General features: G+C 63.1%; 15 protein-coding genes. 14 read left to right on the forward strand and 1 reads right to left on the reverse strand.

Features of this window, described 5'->3' with window-relative positions:
- Window position 1 precedes the first annotated feature (1 nt).
- Complete coding sequence (gene panC, locus EK373_RS11635) at window positions 2–874, forward strand: pantoate--beta-alanine ligase (RefSeq protein WP_129642813.1); 873 nt, start codon at window positions 2–4, stop codon at window positions 872–874.
- Here the strand turns inward: panC and queG are convergent.
- A complete protein-coding gene (queG, locus tag EK373_RS11640; protein ID WP_129642814.1) occupies window positions 871–1935 on the reverse strand; it encodes a tRNA epoxyqueuosine(34) reductase QueG in 1065 nt (354 codons plus the stop codon). The genes panC and queG overlap by 4 nt on opposite strands.
- A 48-nt stretch (window positions 1936–1983) precedes the next feature.
- On the opposite strand from queG, the gene EK373_RS11645 reads away from it, so the two are divergent.
- The 13 genes from EK373_RS11645 (at window position 1984) to EK373_RS11705 (ending at window position 15486) form a co-directional block, all read left to right on the forward strand.
- Entirely contained in the window at window positions 1984–3474 is a 1491-nt protein-coding gene (locus EK373_RS11645) for an NAD(P)H-hydrate dehydratase (RefSeq protein ID WP_129642815.1), read from the forward strand.
- Entirely contained in the window at window positions 3447–3965 is a 519-nt protein-coding gene (gene tsaE, locus EK373_RS11650; RefSeq protein WP_198683225.1) for a tRNA (adenosine(37)-N6)-threonylcarbamoyltransferase complex ATPase subunit type 1 TsaE, read from the forward strand. The genes EK373_RS11645 and tsaE overlap by 28 nt, the downstream gene beginning before the upstream one ends.
- A 77-nt stretch (window positions 3966–4042) precedes the next feature.
- Window positions 4043–5272, forward strand: a complete 1230-nt coding sequence (locus EK373_RS11655) for an N-acetylmuramoyl-L-alanine amidase (protein ID WP_198683226.1) — start codon at window positions 4043–4045, stop codon at window positions 5270–5272.
- A gap of 140 nt (window positions 5273–5412) precedes the next feature.
- Entirely contained in the window at window positions 5413–7254 is a 1842-nt protein-coding gene (mutL, locus tag EK373_RS11660; protein WP_129642817.1) for a DNA mismatch repair endonuclease MutL, read from the forward strand.
- Window positions 7251–8204, forward strand: coding sequence for a tRNA (adenosine(37)-N6)-dimethylallyltransferase MiaA (gene miaA, locus EK373_RS11665; RefSeq protein WP_129642818.1), 954 nt, complete (start codon window positions 7251–7253; stop codon window positions 8202–8204). The genes mutL and miaA overlap by 4 nt, the downstream gene beginning before the upstream one ends.
- A gap of 234 nt (window positions 8205–8438) precedes the next feature.
- Window positions 8439–8696 carry an RNA chaperone Hfq gene (hfq, locus tag EK373_RS11670; RefSeq protein WP_129642819.1) on the forward strand — a complete coding sequence of 86 codons (258 nt, stop codon included), beginning with the start codon at window positions 8439–8441 and terminating at the stop codon, window positions 8694–8696.
- A gap of 21 nt (window positions 8697–8717) precedes the next feature.
- Complete coding sequence (gene hflX, locus EK373_RS11675) at window positions 8718–9998, forward strand: ribosome rescue GTPase HflX (protein ID WP_129642820.1); 1281 nt, start codon at window positions 8718–8720, stop codon at window positions 9996–9998.
- Between the two features lie 127 nt (window positions 9999–10125).
- Entirely contained in the window at window positions 10126–11286 is a 1161-nt protein-coding gene (gene hflK / locus EK373_RS11680; protein WP_129642821.1) for an FtsH protease activity modulator HflK, read from the forward strand.
- Window positions 11286–12158, forward strand: a complete 873-nt coding sequence (gene hflC / locus EK373_RS11685) for a protease modulator HflC (protein WP_129642822.1) — start codon at window positions 11286–11288, stop codon at window positions 12156–12158. Before hflK ends, hflC begins: the two co-directional genes overlap by 1 nt.
- A gap of 7 nt (window positions 12159–12165) precedes the next feature.
- Entirely contained in the window at window positions 12166–12357 is a 192-nt protein-coding gene (locus EK373_RS11690) for a DUF2065 domain-containing protein (protein ID WP_129642823.1), read from the forward strand.
- A 26-nt stretch (window positions 12358–12383) separates the two neighbouring features.
- Complete coding sequence (locus EK373_RS11695; protein ID WP_129642824.1) at window positions 12384–13682, forward strand: adenylosuccinate synthase; 1299 nt, start codon at window positions 12384–12386, stop codon at window positions 13680–13682.
- A 171-nt stretch (window positions 13683–13853) separates the two neighbouring features.
- Entirely contained in the window at window positions 13854–15068 is a 1215-nt protein-coding gene (locus EK373_RS11700) for a BON domain-containing protein (RefSeq protein WP_129642825.1), read from the forward strand.
- A 58-nt stretch (window positions 15069–15126) separates the two neighbouring features.
- Complete coding sequence (locus EK373_RS11705) at window positions 15127–15486, forward strand: four-helix bundle copper-binding protein (protein WP_129642826.1); 360 nt, start codon at window positions 15127–15129, stop codon at window positions 15484–15486.
- The last annotated feature ends 39 nt before the right edge of the window (window positions 15487–15525 follow it).

Below are 15525 nucleotides of genomic sequence, written 5' to 3' on the forward strand. Positions count from 1 at the left end.
AATGGCCAAGACATTAGAAGTGGTGGTGCGTCCCCACGAGTTGCGCGAGCGCGTGGCGCAATGGCGTCGCAAGGGCGAGCGCATTGCGTTCGTGCCCACGATGGGCAATCTGCACGCGGGGCACGGCAGCCTGGTCAGCAAGGCGTCCGAGCTGGCCGAGCACGTCATCGTCAGTATTTTCGTCAATCCGTTGCAGTTCGGACCGAACGAAGACTTCGCGGCTTATCCGCGCACGCCCGAAGACGATCGTGAGTTGCTGCGGTCGTTGAATGTCGAAGTGTTGTTCGCTCCCGAGGTCGATGACATCTACCCGCGCGGGCAGGAAACAACGGCGCGCGTTCATGTGCCTGGGCTCGAAGACATTCTGTGTGGCGCGTTCCGGCCCGGCCATTTCATGGGCGTGGCGACCGTCGTGACCAAGTTGCTGAATCTCGTGCAGCCCGACGTGGCGTTGTTCGGCGAGAAAGATTTCCAGCAGCTCATGATCATTCGCCGTGCGGCCATCGATCTGTGCATGCCGATCGAAATCGTCGGCGTGCCGACGGCGCGCGAAACAGACGGTCTTGCAATGAGCTCGCGCAATCGCTACTTGCTCCCGGAGCAGCGTGCGGTCGCGCCGCAGATATTCGCAGCGCTCGAACGGGCGCGTGTCGCGCTCGAGTCCGGCTCGAAAGATTACGCTGCGTTGGAACAGGCAGGAACCGAAGCGCTGCAGAAAGCGGGCTTCCGCCCGGACTACTTCGCGATTCGCGATGCCCATTCGTTGCAGATGCCGAATGGCGAGTCGAACGATCTGGTGATTGTCACGGCGGCTCGCATCGGTCGGGCGCGATTGATCGATAACGTCCGCGCGAAGCGTCCGGGCAATAACTAAGCCGCGTGCTGGGTGAGCGCCCAGCCGACATGCTCGCGCACCAGCGCTGAGGGATCGTCCCGGCGCGAGATCAAAGCAGCCACGACTTCCGGACTGGTCGGCGCATTACCCAGTGCAACGGCGATGTTTCTTATCCAGCATTCGTAGCCGATGCGCCGGATCGCGCTGCCTTCGGTGCGATCCAGAAACTCCTGCTCGGTCCACGCAAACAGCTCGACCAGTTTGGTGCCATCGAGCGCATGGCGGGGCACGAAATCCACCTCGCTCGTGAAGCGCGCGAACTTGTTCCAGGGGCAGACGAGCTGGCAGTCGTCGCAGCCATAGATGCGGTTGCCCATGGCCTTGCGGAATTGTTCGGGAATCGAGCTGCGCAGCTCGATGGTGAGATACGAGATGCAGCGAGTTGCGTCCAGTTGGAAGGGAGCGACGATGGCCTGCGTCGGGCACACATCGATACACGCGCGGCAAGTCCCGCAATGTTCGGTCTCCGGCGCGTCCACCGGTAGTGGCAGATCCGTGAGGATCTCGCCGAGGAAGAAATACGAGCCGGCGCGTCGATTGATCAGGTTGGTGTGCTTGCCGATCCAGCCGAGGCCGGCATTGCGCGCGAACGCTTTCTCGAGCACCGGGCCGCTGTCGACGAACACGCGATGGGACTGCGACGCGCTGTGCTCCTGAATCGTTTCTGCCAGCCTGGCGAGCCGACGCCGCAGCACCTTGTGATAGTCACGTCCCAGCGCATAACGCGAGACGTAGCCGAGCTCGGGATTCTGGAGAATTTCGTCCGGGTCCCGCGCAGGCGTAGGTAAATAATCCATACGCACCGAGATCACGCGCAGCGTGCCGGGCACGAGCTCATGGGGGCGGGCGCGCCGACGGCCGTGGCGCTCCATATATTCCATGGCGCCATGGCGGCCTTGCTCCAGCCAGGTCATCAGGCGCGCTTCATCTTCGGGCAGTTCGATGCCCGTGATACCGACCTGCTGGAAGCCCAGCTCGCGACTCCACTGTCGGATCGAGCTGGCGAGCTCGGTGTAGTCATGCGGGGCGGCGGCGGACATGGTGCGATTCTGGCAGAACGGCCGCTCGATTTTGCTAACCTTTGACGTATGAAGCCGCTGCCATTGGCCGTGCACACCGCCGCTCAAGTGCGAGCCCTCGATCGTCACGCGATCGAGGATTTGCACATTCCTTCGTACACGTTGATGACCCAAGCGGGCGAAGCGGCCGCAGTGGCGCTGCGCAGTTGCTGGCCATCGAAGCAGCGGATCGCCGTCGTGTGCGGGCCGGGCAATAACGGTGGCGATGGCTACGTGCTCGCGCGGCTGGCGCAGGCCATGCGCGTCGATGTCAGGGTGGTGTCATTGAGCGATACCGCCCAGCTGCGTAGAGATGCAAAGCGCGCTCACGATGATTTCGTCGCGGCGGGTGGTGTCGTGCAACCCTGGAGCGATGGCTGTCTCGCCCACGCCGAGGTCATCGTCGATGCCATCTTCGGGACTGGCCTGTCGCGCAGGCTCGATGCTGTCATGATCGAACGGATCAATGCCATCAACGAGTGCGGCGTACCTATCCTCTCGCTCGATATTCCCAGCGGACTGGATTCCGATACGGGTGCGGTTTGGGGCGCGGCGATCGTGGCCGAACGCACGCTGTCGTTCATCGGTTTGAAGCTGGGCTTCTATCTCGGCGAAGGGCCGAATCACACCGGCATCGTGCTATTCGACGATCTCGATCTGCCGGCGGGCGCGGCCGATTTCGTGCCGCCGTCAGCATTGCGAATTGATGAAGACTTCGTCGCGCAGTTGCTGCCGCGGCGGCGTCGCACGGCTCACAAAGGTCAGCAGGGAAGTGTGCTGGTCATCGGCGGCGGCTTAGGAATGGCGGGCGCCGCGCGCATGGCGGGCGAGGCGGCCTTGCGAGCAGGTGCCGGACTGGTGACGGTCGCAACCTGGCCCGAGAATGTCGCATCGATTACCGCCAGCCGTCCGGAGCTGATGTGTCGTGGCGTCGAAGGTGCGAGTGAGCTGGCAGCGATGATCGAGCGCGCCGACGTGCTTGCGATCGGTCCGGGCCTGGGGCAGAGCGACTGGGGCCGGGCACTGCTCGATATCACCTTGGAAAGTGACAAACCCACCGTGATCGATGCCGATGCGCTCAATCTGCTGGCGCATGCGCCTTGCTCCAACTCGAATTGGATTCTCACGCCGCATCCGGGCGAGGCCGGGCGTCTGCTGGGCATCAGCACCGCGGACGTACAACGCAATCGTTTGCAGTCCGCCCGCGAGATTGCGAAGAAGTTCGATGGCACCGTCGTATTGAAAGGTGCAGGCACGCTGGTCGTGACTGGCGACTCGCTGCCCTACATCTGCGACCAGGGCAATCCCGGCATGGCGTCTCCGGGCATGGGTGATGTGCTCACGGGCGTCATCGCAGGCATCGCCGCGCAGACCGCCGACCTTCCCGGTGCGGCTCGCGCGGGTGTTCTAGTGCACGCGATGGCAGGCGATATGGCTGCCCGGCGCGGCGAGCGCGGACTTTTGGCTACGGACCTATTTGGATATCTGCCCACGTGCGTGAACCCGGCACAGAGATTCTGAACGTCGGCTCGGCCGAGCGGATGCAGGTGTTGGGTCGGGCGATTGCGGCAGCGGTCGACGTCACCGACGACACCTTCACCATCGCGCTCGAAGGTGAGCTTGGCGCCGGCAAGACCACGCTGGTCGGCGGCATTCTGCGCTCGTACGGCGTGGCCGGGCCCGTGCGCAGTCCGACTTACACCTTGATCGAGCCTTACGAGACCCCGGGCCGCTCGATCTATCACCTCGATCTGTACCGCCTGAACGATCCCGATGAAGTCGAGCCGCTCGGCATTCGCGATCTGCTGACGGGATCGGCGCTGCTGCTCATCGAATGGCCGTCGCGGGCCGCCGGCGCGATTCCCGCCGCCGACCTGTGGATCGACATCGCCTATCCCCCGGCGGGAACCGAGGGAAGACAGGTCAGGATAACCCCGCATTCCCTGAATGGCGCTAGCGCCGTGCGTCACATCGTTGCAGCAATACCGGAATTGCGTCTGCTATCTTCATAATTTCGTTGAAAACTTGCACACCGGCGCGGTAGATTACCGGCCATATGCGAGGATCGCGGCGAACTCCATTCCTTTCTGTGCTGGCAGCGTGCCTGGGCCTGGCCCTGGCCGCCGTTGGCGCGTCTGCCGCCAAGCCCGTCACCGTCAAGGACGTGCGCCTTTGGGCGGGGCCGGACGGCACGCGGCTGGTCTTCGACTTGAGCGATCCCGCCGAACACAATGTGCTGACCCTCGACAACCCTGATCGCGTGGTCGTCGACATTCCCGCCGCAACGCTAGAGAGCGAGCGCCTGCTGCCCGAAGGGCAAGGTTTCGTAAAGCAGCTGCGCGCGGCGGTCCAGCCCAACGGCGATCTGCGCGTGGTCATCGATCTCACCGGTCCGGCGCAGCCCAATACGTTCACGATCGGGCCTCAGCAGTCCTACGGTCACCGACTCGTGCTCGATCTCACGCCCGGGAAGGGCACGGTTGCAGCGGCACCCTCGCAGCCCTCTGTCGTCAAGGCCGCGGCCGATGCTCATGGTCGGGACATCATCATCGCCATCGATGCTGGTCACGGCGGCGTCGATCCCGGTTCGATCGGCAAGCGCGGGACCTACGAGAAGCATGTGACGCTCGCGATCGCGAAGCGCTTGAAGGATCGCATCGATCGCGAGCCCGGCATGCGCGCGATACTGACTCGCGACAACGACACGTTCGTCGAGCATCGCGAGCGCATCGCTCGCGCCCGCCGTCAGCAGGCGGACATGTTCGTATCCGTACACGCGGACTCGTACACGAACCGATCGGTCGCCGGCTCGTCGGTCTATGTGCTGTCCGCTCGCGGTGCGAGCGATGAGTCGGCACGTTGGCTCGCCGATCGCGAAAACGCGGCCGATCTGATCGGTGGCGTGAAGCTGGACGACAAGGACAGTGTGCTGGCCTCGGTGCTGCTCGATCTGTCGCAAGGCGCCAGCATGAGCGCCAGTGTCGATGCGGCCGAGCTGGTCATGCAGGAGCTTTACAAGATCGGCAACATCACCAACCGCGGCGTCAAGCACGCCGGCTTCCTGGTGCTGAAGTCGCCGGATATTCCGTCGATGCTCGTGGAGACTGCCTTCATCTCCAATCCCACCGAAGAGGCGCGTCTGCTCGATCCCAAGCACCAACAGCGGCTGGCCGAGGCGATCCATCAAGGCGTGCGGGAATACTTCTATACCAATCCCCCGCCGGGCACGCTGGTCGCGGATCTGCGCGCGAAGCAGTCCGGCGCGACGGTGATCGCGAGCACCGCTGACGGCGAAAGTGCTGGCAGCACAGCGCATTAGCGGTTCGCGGTTCGCGGTTCGCGGTTGGCGGTTAGTGAAGACGCGCGCTTTCGCGCGATAATCTTCCGCGGCTCGCCGAGCCGCCTCTTGGCCAACCGCCAACCGCTAACCGCTAACCGCTAACCGCTAACCGCTTCTCCATGCCGATCCGTGTCCTGCCCGAGCAACTCATCCACCAGATCGCCGCCGGCGAGGTGATCGAACGGCCCGCCTCGGTGCTCAAGGAGTTGATCGAGAACAGTCTCGATGCCGGCGCCAAACGGGTGGATATCGAGATCGAGGAGGGTGGGGCAAAGTTGTGCCGCGTCCGGGACGACGGCTGCGGCATCGAGCGTGAGGAACTGGCGCTCGCCCTGTCGCGACATGCGACCAGCAAGATTGCCAGCATCGACGATCTCGAACGGGTCGGCACGCTGGGCTTTCGTGGCGAAGCGCTGCCCAGTATCGCGTCGGTGTCGCGCACGAAGATCACCTCGCGCAGTGCGAATCACTCCGTCGGTTACAGCGTCAGTTCCGACAACGGCCTGCTGAGCGAGCTGGAGCCGGCGCCGCATTCGATCGGCACGACTGTCGAAGTGCGCGATCTGTTCTTCAACGTGCCGGCACGCCGCAAGTTTCTGCGGGCGGAGCGCACCGAAACTCAGCACATCGCGCGCATGGTCGAGCGGCTTGCGCTATCGAAGTTCGAGACGGCGTTTTCGTTGTCTGCGGCCCGTAAATCGTTGGGCGATTTCCCGGCGGCGAGGTCGCAACTCGAGCGCGAGCGTCGCGTGGCGCAGATCGTCGGCGACGAGTTCATGGCGAACGCCATGTATGTCGAGCACGAGTCGTCCGGCTGCAAGCTCACCGGCTGGCTGTGTCAGCCGACTTACGCCAGAGCGCAGCCCGACCTGCAACATTTCTATTTGAACGGCCGCATGCTGCGCGATCGTTTGATCAGCAGCGCCATTCGGCTCGGTTACCGGGATGTGATGTTTCATGGCCGGCATCCGGCCTTCGTGCTGTTCATGGAGATCGATCCGCGACAGGTCGATGTGAACGCGCACCCGGCGAAGCTGGAAGTGCGCTTCCGCGACGGTCGGCACATTCATAACTTCCTGTTCAAGACGGTCGAGCGAGTGTTGCGGGAAACGTATGCGGGCGCGGCCAGCGCTGCGCCTCCGCCGACCGATGCGAATCACCTCGTGCCGACGAGCGAGGCCGTGTCGATGTGGCCGATGCGTGGCCCGAATCAAGCGACGCTTGGCCTGCGCGTGTCCGAGCCCCCGCCGCCAGCCTATTTTCGCCAGCCGTCGGCGGCGTATCCCTCGCCGCCTGCATTCGAAAGAACGAGTGCCGCACCCGCGGCGATGGGCGCCGTCGACATGGAAATGCCGGCGGTCGAATCGCATCCCGAAACACCGCCGCTCGGATTTGCGCTCGCGCAGTTGCACGGCATCTACATTCTTTCGCAAGCGCCCGATGGTTTGATCCTGGTGGACATGCACGCCGCTCACGAACGCACGACGTACGAGCGCATGAAAGCGGCGCTCGCAAACGGCGGCGTGGCAAGCCAGCCCCTGCTCGTGCCGTTGTCTGTTTCAGTCGCGGCTTCGGAAGCGGATGTATTGGAAGAACATGCGCCGGCGTTGAATCGGCTCGGCCTCGATGTCATGCGCTCCGGTCCCACGAGCGTGCAGATCCGTGCGGTGCCGGCGTTCCTTGCACAGAAAGATCTGGATGAGTTGTTGCGACGGATCAGTGCGGACTTGTCTGCCGATGGTTCGACGCGCGGCATCGAAGAGGCGATCAACGAAGTGCTGGGCACGGTCGCTTGTCATGGCGCCGTGCGCGCGCATCGCAATCTCACCGTGCCCGAAATGAATGCATTGTTGCGCGAGATGGAACGCACCGTGCGCAGCGATCAATGCAATCATGGCCGTCCGACCTGGACGTATGTGAGCCTGGGTGACCTGGATCGAATGTTTCTTCGAGGACGATGAGCGCGACCCCGCAAGCCACTCCGATTCCGCTCATCATGGGCCCGACCGGCGCGGGCAAGACCGATCTGGCGCTGCGTCTCGCCGCCCGCTATCCGATCGAGATCGTCAGCGTCGATTCGGCGCTGGTCTATCGCGGCATGGACATCGGTACGGGCAAGCCCTCGCGCGAGGAATTGGAACGTTTCCCGCATCACCTGGTCGATATCCTCGATCCGTCGCAGCCGTATTCGGCGGGACAGTTCGTACGTGACGCACTGCATGCAATTGGAGACATCCGCAAGCGAGGCAACTTGCCGGTGCTGGTAGGCGGCACGATGTTGTATTTCCGTGCGCTTCGTCGCGGCCTCGCAGAAATGCCGCAAGCCGATCCCGGCGTACGACAGCAAATTGACGCCGAAGCCGCGCGCTCTGGCTGGCCAGCGCTACACGCGCAGCTTGCAGCGCTGGATCCAACGACCGCACAGCGAATCCAACCGAACGATGGACAACGAATACAACGGGCGCTCGAAGTCCACCGGCTGACCGGGAAAACGCTAAGCGAGCTGCACGCACAGACCCGGCCGGCCGATCCCACGATGAAGTTCGCTGCATTCGCCTGGGCGCCGAGCGATCGCGAACGGCTTTACCAGGCGATCGAGCGGCGCTTCGAACGCATGATGCAGGCGGGCTTCCTGGATGAGGTGAGACGGCTGCAACAGCGCGGCGACCTGCACGCCGACTTGCCCGCGATCCGGTCCGTCGGTTATCGGCAACTCTGGGAACATTTGTGCGGCAGGGAGGCTTTACCTGCTTCGGTGCAGCGCGCGATTTTCGCGACTCGACAGCTGGCGCGGCGACAATTGATCTGGTTACGGGCCGAAGATGATATGCAATGGTGTGATGCCCTTGATTCCACCGCAGCCGACCCGATAGAGAATGCCGTCGCTACATTTGTTCGTGGCATGGTGTGATGAAACCTGCTTGAGTGTGATGAGCGTTGTGGGCGGGCACAGCGGTTCACTCATGACACTGATGCAGCTGCGTATTGAATCAAAGGCAGCTTCGACGGGAACATCGCTGTGCTAAACTGCGGCATCGCAGCGGTTACCGGATGGTGCCCGTAGGCTGTCGCTCAGCTGCAGGGAAGCGGCATTAGTCGGCAAAGCTCAACCAAAGAATTCGAAGGCATAACAAGGAGATAAATGATGGCCAGAGGGCAATCATTACAGGATCCGTTCCTGAACACATTGCGCAAGGAGCGCGTCCCGGTCTCCATTTACCTGGTGAACGGTATCAAACTACAAGGTCAGATCGACTCGTTCGATCAGTTCGTCGTCTTGCTGAAGAACAGTGTCAGCCAGATGGTCTACAAGCACGCGATTTCCACAGTCGTTCCGGCGCGGGCCATCCGCTTGCCGACGAGCGAAGAAGAAGGCGCGGAGTCAGTAGCTGCCAGCGAGTGAGACTGACCGTGGAGTTCGTTGTTGTTTGAACGTCCTCGCAGCGGCGAACGTGCGCTCCTGGTCCGTATCGGACTGGGAGGTCCCCCCGGTAAGGATGAGCTGAGTGAGTTCGAGGCGCTGGCGCGTTCGGCCGGCGCCGAAGTACTCGCCGTCATCACCGGCACTCGCAAGGTGCCGGATCCCCGGTTGTTCATTGGCAGCGGCAAAGCCGAAGAGATTCGCTCGCGAGTGCAAGAGCTCGGTGCGGACCTGGTCGTGTTCGATCACGGTCTGTCGCCCAGCCAGGAACGCAATCTCGAAGCCCTGATGCAGTGTCGAGTGCTCGATCGCACCGGACTGATCCTGGACATCTTCGCGCAACGCGCCCGCAGCTTCGAAGGCCAACTGCAGGTCGAGCTGGCGCAGCTCAAACACATCGCCACCCGACTGGTGCGAGGCTGGACCCACCTGGAGCGTCAAAAGGGTGGTATCGGTCTGCGCGGCCCTGGTGAAACCCAGCTCGAAACCGACCGCCGCTTGCTCGCGGCGCGCATTCGCACGCTCAACTCACGTCTGGACAAGGTGCTTACGCAGCGTGCGACCACGCGTCGCGAACGCAAGCGGGCGGAAATACCGACCGTTGCCCTGGTGGGTTACACCAACGCGGGCAAGTCCACTCTATTTAATAGGCTGACGGGGGCGGGCGCCTACGCAGCCGATCAATTGTTCGCGACGCTCGATCCGACGGTGCGTCGGTTGGAGCTGCCGGATGCGCGTTTCGCGTTGCTCGCCGATACCGTCGGTTTCGTTCGCGACCTGCCGCACGAACTGGTGGCGGCATTCCGTTCGACGTTGCAGGAGGCGCGCGAGTCGACGCTGCTGCTTCACGTCATCGACGCCGCCGATCCCAATCGCAGCGAGCGCATTGCCCAGGTCAACCAGGTGTTGAGCGAAGTTGGTGCAGGCGACCTGCCGCAGATTGAGGTCTTCAACAAAGCTGACCTGATCGGTGAGACCGTGCATGTGGAGCGGGGCGAGAACGGCGGGGCCCGTCGGGTCTGGCTGTCGGCCCAGACCGGCGACGGCACCCAATTGCTGATCGATGCCATCGGCGAATTCCTGGGACCGGAACTGGTGCACCGGCATGTCGTGCTCAAACCTGAGGAGGGGCGAGCGCGTGCGCGCTTCTTTGCGGCTGGGGCCGTGCTGGCCGAACAGGCCTTGCCCAGTGGTGCGGTGGACCTCGAAGTGTCCATGCCCCGGCGGGCGTTCGAGCACCTGTGCCGCTCCGAAGGGTTGCCGGAAGCTCTGGCGGAGGGTTAAAAGCTTGTAACCTTCGGGGGCGATTCCTAAAATCGCTCGTTTCGGGTTCGGCCAGCGCAACTCGCCGGTGCGACTTCCAAGACCTCCCATAAATCCTTAGTTCTCAGACACAAAGTCATCCAAAACCATGGCGTGGAACGAACCCGGCGGTAACTCCGGTGGCAAGCGCAATCCCTGGGGCGGCGGCAATAAGCCCGAGCAGGGACCGCCCGATCTGGACGAAGTCCTGCGCAACCTGCAGCGCCGCCTGGCCGGCCTGTTCGGCGGCGGCAGTGGCGGCAATCGCACCTTAGGCGGCGCGGGCCCGGGCCGAGGTTTCGGCATCGGCACGATCGTGCTGGTGCTGGCGGCCATTTGGGCCTTCAGCGGCCTGTACACGGTCGACGCTGCCGAACGCGGTGTCATCCTGCGTTTCGGCAAGCACGTCGCGACCACCATGCCCGGCCTGCGCTGGCACCTGCCCTGGCCGATCGAGACCAAGCAGATCGTCAATATCCAAACCATCGAGAGCTTCAGCGAGCAGACCCGCATGCTGACCTCGGACGAAAACATGGTGGATATCAACATGGAAGTGCAGTTCCGCCGGGCGAGCCCGCTGGACTATGCCTTCAACGTCAACGACCCTGAGCAGACGCTGAAGGAAGTCAGCGAAAGCGCGATCCGCGAGATCATCGGCCGCAGCAAGCTGGATGGCGTGCTCGAGAGCGGTCGTCAGGAAATCGTGGCCCGCACCAAGGAGCTGATCCAGCGCACGCTGGATGCTTACAAAGTCGGCCTGGAAATCACCGCGGTGAACCTGCAGGACGTGAAGGTGCCGAACGAAGTGGCACCCGCCCAGCAGGATGCGATCAAAGCGCGTGAAGACCGCGACCGCCTATCGCTGGCTGCGCAGGCTTATTCGAACGACTTGATTCCACGTGCTCGCGGCGCCGCCGTGCGAGCGGTGCAGGAAGCGCAAGCGTATCGCGCGCAAAAAATCTCGAAGGCCGAAGGTGAGGCCGAGCGCTTCACCGCGCTGCTGACCGAGTACGAGCGTGCTCCGGCCGTGACCCGCGAGCGCCTGTATCTTGAAACAGTCGAGAACGTACTCGCTTCCAGCAAGAAGGTGGTGCTCGATACTCAGGGTGGCGCCGGCAACCTGGTCTATCTGCCCATCGACAAGCTGCTCGAACAGAACCGTCGCGCACCCCGCGTGACCACGACCGAACCCAGCATGACTGTGGAAAGCACCGACTCCAGTGACGCCACCAGCGTCTCCGGCGATCGCCGTACGCGAGGGACCCGCTAATGGCCGGCCGCGGATTTCTGATTCTGATTCTGGCGGCAGTGGTGGCCTTCGTGGTTGCCATGTCGACCTTCACCGTGCGCGAGACGGAACTGGCGATCAAGTTCCGCTTCGGCGAGATCGTGCGCGCCGACTACGCGCCGGGCCTGCATTTCATGGTCCCGATGGTCAACAACATCCGCAAGTTCGAGCGTCGCATCGACACCAAGAACTATCCGTCGGAGCAGTTCCTGACCAGCGAAGGCAAGATCCTGCGCATCGACTTCTATATCAAGTGGCGCATCGCCGACGTCTCGACTTACTACCAGGCGACTTCGGGCGGCGACCGGGAAATCGCTGCGGGCCGTCTGGGCAGCATCGTGAAGGACGGCATCAAGGGCGTGATCGCCCGTCGCACCATTCAACAAGTCGTGGCGGCCGAGCGCGCCGAGTTCACCGGCGAAATCCTCAAGCTGGCCGAAGAGAGCACCAAGGGGCTCGGTCTGCAGCTGGTCGACGTGCGCGTGAAGAAGATCGATCTGCCCGAGGAAGTGAGCGAATCGGTGTTCAGCCGCATGCGCCAGGACTTCGATCGCCAGGCCAAGCGCCTGCGCGCCGAAGGTGAGGAAAACGCCGAGAAGCTGCGCTCCGAAGCTGACCGTCAGCGTACCGAGATCCTTGCGGAAGCCTACCGCGAGTCGGAAATCATCAAGGGCGAAGGCGACGCGAAGTCGGCAGACATCTATGCTCGGGCCTACAATCGCAACGCCGAGTTCTATTCGTTCCACCGCAGCCTGCAGGCCTATCGGCTGGCCATCGGCACCGACAACGACGTGCTGGTGATTTCGCCGGACAGCGAGTTCTTCAAGTACTTGAATCGCTCGAACAGGCGCTGACGGCCTCGTGTACTGGTCGGACCTGTTCGCGGCGCTGGCGCTGTATCTGGTGCTGGAGGGCGTAATGCCGTTTCTCAGCCCGCAATCGGTGAAGCGCCTGATGCAGGCGCTGTCCAGTTTGCAGGACCGGCAGCTGCGATGGTTCGGTCTCGCGAGCATGAGCGCGGGCATCGCGCTGCTGTACTTCGTGCGCTCCTAGAATTCTTTCTTCATCCCGAGTCCGTAATGAGTAGCCATCGCAATGTTGTCGTCATCGGCGCCCAGTGGGGCGATGAGGGCAAGGGCAAGATCGTCGATCTGTTGACCAATCGCGTCGCCGGCGTGGTGCGTTTTCAAGGCGGCCACAACGCCGGCCATACGCTGGTGATCAACGGCCGCAAGACCATCCTGCGACTGATTCCCTCCGGCATCCTGCACGAGAACGTCACTTGCTTCATCGGCAACGGCGTGGTGCTCTCGCCCAAGGCGCTGCTGGATGAAATGGCGGAGTTGAAGGCCGCCGGCATCGACGTGCCGAAACGCCTGCGCATTTCCGAAGCGTGTCCGTTGATCCTGCCGCACCACATCGCGCTCGATAAGGCGCGTGAAGAAGCGGCCGGCGCCGCGAAGATCGGCACGACCGGGCGTGGCATCGGTCCGGCATATGAGGACAAAGTCGCTCGCCGTGCGATTCGCGTGCAGGACCTGTTCGCGCGTGAGCGTTTCGCCGCCAAGCTCGGCGAGGTGCTCGATTATCACAATTTCGTGTTGCGCAATTACTTCAAGGCGCCGGTCATCGACTTCCAGCAGACGCTCGACGAAGCGCTCGCGCTGGGCGAGCAGCTGCGGCCGATGGTTGCGGATGTCTCCGGCGAAGTGAACGCGCTGATCCGCGGCGGCAAGCGCTTGTTGTTCGAAGGCGCGCAGGCTGCGTTGCTCGACATCGATCACGGCACCTATCCGTTTGTGACTTCCAGCAACTGCATCGCCGGCCAGGCGTGCGCCGGTGTAGGCGTCGGCCCGCAACAGCTGCACTACGTGCTCGGCGTTGCCAAGGCTTATGCGACGCGCGTGGGCAGCGGCCCATTCCCGACCGAGCTCGACGATGAAGTCGGCGAGCACTTGCGAGTGAAGGGCAACGAATACGGTTCCGTAACGGGTCGTCCGCGTCGCTGCGGCTGGTTCGACGCGGCGAGCCTGCGTCGTGCGGTGGAGATCAACGGCATCTCCGGCTTGTGCATCACCAAGCTCGACGTGCTCGACGGCCTCGACACCGTGCGCGTTGCCGTCGGTTACAAAGTGAAGCGCGAGCGTCGCGACCTGTTGCCGGTCGGCGCCGAAGCATTGTCGATCTGCGCGCCGATCTACGAAGAGCACCCGGGCTGGAAGGAAAGCACCGCGGGTGTGAAGACGTTCGATGAGCTGCCCAAGAACGCGCAGTCGTATCTGCGTCGTCTCGAAGTGCTGGCGGGCGCGCCCATCTCCATCATCTCGACCGGCCCCGACCGGCTCGAGACCATCGTGTTGAAGCATCCCTTCGACTGATGCTTCTCTGGAGCGCTGGCCATGCCGGGCAGCGCTCAAATCTCTGTCAGAAAAGACTCGCGCGTAACTGGTTTACGCGCGGCTTTCGCGTGCGCGCGACACTCGGAACTCCCGATGCCATGAGGAATTGTTTCGGCACCCCGCGATCAATTCTTTGCTGAGGAGACGACAATGGCTTACAGCAATTACCGAGGTGACTGGGATCAACATCGCAACGAGCGTTCGCGCTCGCGCGATTGGGATGAAGATGATTCACGTCGCGCGCGGGAATCGATGGAGCGCGACTACTACGGCAGCGATACGGAAAGAGGCGGCTATGGCAGCAGGCGCTCGGAGCAGGAGGGAGGAGCGCGTTACAACCGCGGCTATGGCCAGGGCGATTACGATCAGGAGTATGGCCAGCGAGAATCCGGGCAGGGCGCGCGTTACGGCCAGAGCGGACGTTACAGCGAGAGCGGCTACGGACGCGGTCGTGAATATATGGGCCGCGGCCATCACGGCAATGAGACCGGCGGTTGGCAAGGTCGCGAGGAAGAGCAATGGCGTAATCGCGACGTGCACGGCCAATACGATCGCGAAGCCAATTACGGTGGGTTCAGCAGCAGCGGCACTGGCAATTATCGCGGTTACGGCGGCAGCGGCGGCAGTTATCAAGGCGGCCAGGGCCGCTGGGGCGAAGCCGGCACTCAGTACAGCCAGGGCGGCGGTGGCGGCAGTCAGGGCGATTACAACTATCGCGGCTATGAGCGCAGCCGTTACGGCCAAGGCGGTTTCCAAGGCCAGGGCGGCTACCAAGGTCGAAGCGTTTACGAAGGGCAGCGGGGCGAGGGTCAGGGACAACGTCAGCCGATGCGCAGCTACGGATCTGGGCGGCCGAGCGGCGGTCGCGCATACGGCGAGTACAGCGGTACTCCCAGCGGCTATTTCGGTGATGAGTACAGCAGCCAGGGCGAGGGAATGGACCAATATGGCTCGCAAGGTTCCCAGGGACGTCAGTGGGGCCAGCAGGAATACGGCGCGCACCGTGGGCGCGGTCCGCGTGGTTACAAACGCTCGGACGATCGTATTCGCGAAGAAGTGTGCGATTGCCTGACCGACGACGACCGTTTGGATGCGAGCAACATCGAGGTCAGCGTCAAGGATGGCGAAGTGACCTTGAGCGGTTCGACCACTTCGCGTAGCGACAAACGTTGGGCCGAGACGCTGGCCGAACGGATCTCCGGCGTGAAGGAAGTGCAGAACAGTATCCGCGTGCAGGACCAGCAACGCAGCCAGGCCGGCTCGCAATCATCCCAAAGCGCGAGCGGCAGCGGCACCACCGGTACCACCGGCCCCGCCACTGCCAGGGGCGGTGATAAGGGCCGGGAATCCAACGTTCAGCATTGACCGTGAGGGTCGGGGCGTCGCCGGCGCCCCGACCCGTCTCGTTGCGAAGGATCAACTCATGAACACAATCGCCGAGACGCCGGGCGAGCATCCGGTCACGGATATGAAACGATGCATCGAGGACTGCCTGCGCTGTTCCCGGGTTTGTTTCTCGATGGCCATGAACCATTGCCTGGAGCAGGGCGGTCCGCACGTCGAGCCGGCGCACTTCCGCTTGATGACCATCTGTTCGGATCTGTGTCGGGTGACGGCCGACGCCATGCTCGCCAACTTTATTCTTCACGCAGAACTGTGCCGCGCCTGTTCGCGCGTCTGCGAGGAATGCGCGGCCAGCTGCCGCGACCTGGACGGGATGGAGGAGTGTGTCGACGCCTGCGAACACTGCTCGAAGAGCTGTGCCGCCATGTCGCGACATTGAAGTTCGACGGGTCTGAAACTCAGCAAAAACCTTAGGCCC

The organism is Peristeroidobacter agariperforans (assembly GCF_004138335.1).
Taxonomy (GTDB): Bacteria; Pseudomonadota; Gammaproteobacteria; order Steroidobacterales; family Steroidobacteraceae; genus Steroidobacter; species Steroidobacter agariperforans.

What these genes read in the sequence shown, in the direction of transcription:
- panC (WP_129642813.1), top strand. Translation starts at nt 2, where the DNA reads ATGGCCAAGACATTAGAAGTGGTGGTGCGTCCCCACGAGTTGCGCGAG.
- queG (WP_129642814.1), bottom strand. Translation starts at nt 1,935, where the DNA reads ATGTCCGCCGCCGCCCCGCATGACTACACCGAGCTCGCCAGCTCGATC.
- EK373_RS11645 (WP_129642815.1), top strand. Translation starts at nt 1,984, where the DNA reads ATGAAGCCGCTGCCATTGGCCGTGCACACCGCCGCTCAAGTGCGAGCC.
- mutL (WP_129642817.1), top strand. Translation starts at nt 5,413, where the DNA reads ATGCCGATCCGTGTCCTGCCCGAGCAACTCATCCACCAGATCGCCGCC.
- miaA (WP_129642818.1), top strand. Translation starts at nt 7,251, where the DNA reads ATGAGCGCGACCCCGCAAGCCACTCCGATTCCGCTCATCATGGGCCCG.
- hfq (WP_129642819.1), top strand. Translation starts at nt 8,439, where the DNA reads ATGGCCAGAGGGCAATCATTACAGGATCCGTTCCTGAACACATTGCGC.
- hflK (WP_129642821.1), top strand. Translation starts at nt 10,126, where the DNA reads ATGGCGTGGAACGAACCCGGCGGTAACTCCGGTGGCAAGCGCAATCCC.
- hflC (WP_129642822.1), top strand. Translation starts at nt 11,286, where the DNA reads ATGGCCGGCCGCGGATTTCTGATTCTGATTCTGGCGGCAGTGGTGGCC.
- EK373_RS11695 (WP_129642824.1), top strand. Translation starts at nt 12,384, where the DNA reads ATGAGTAGCCATCGCAATGTTGTCGTCATCGGCGCCCAGTGGGGCGAT.
- EK373_RS11700 (WP_129642825.1), top strand. Translation starts at nt 13,854, where the DNA reads ATGGCTTACAGCAATTACCGAGGTGACTGGGATCAACATCGCAACGAG.
- EK373_RS11705 (WP_129642826.1), top strand. Translation starts at nt 15,127, where the DNA reads ATGAACACAATCGCCGAGACGCCGGGCGAGCATCCGGTCACGGATATG.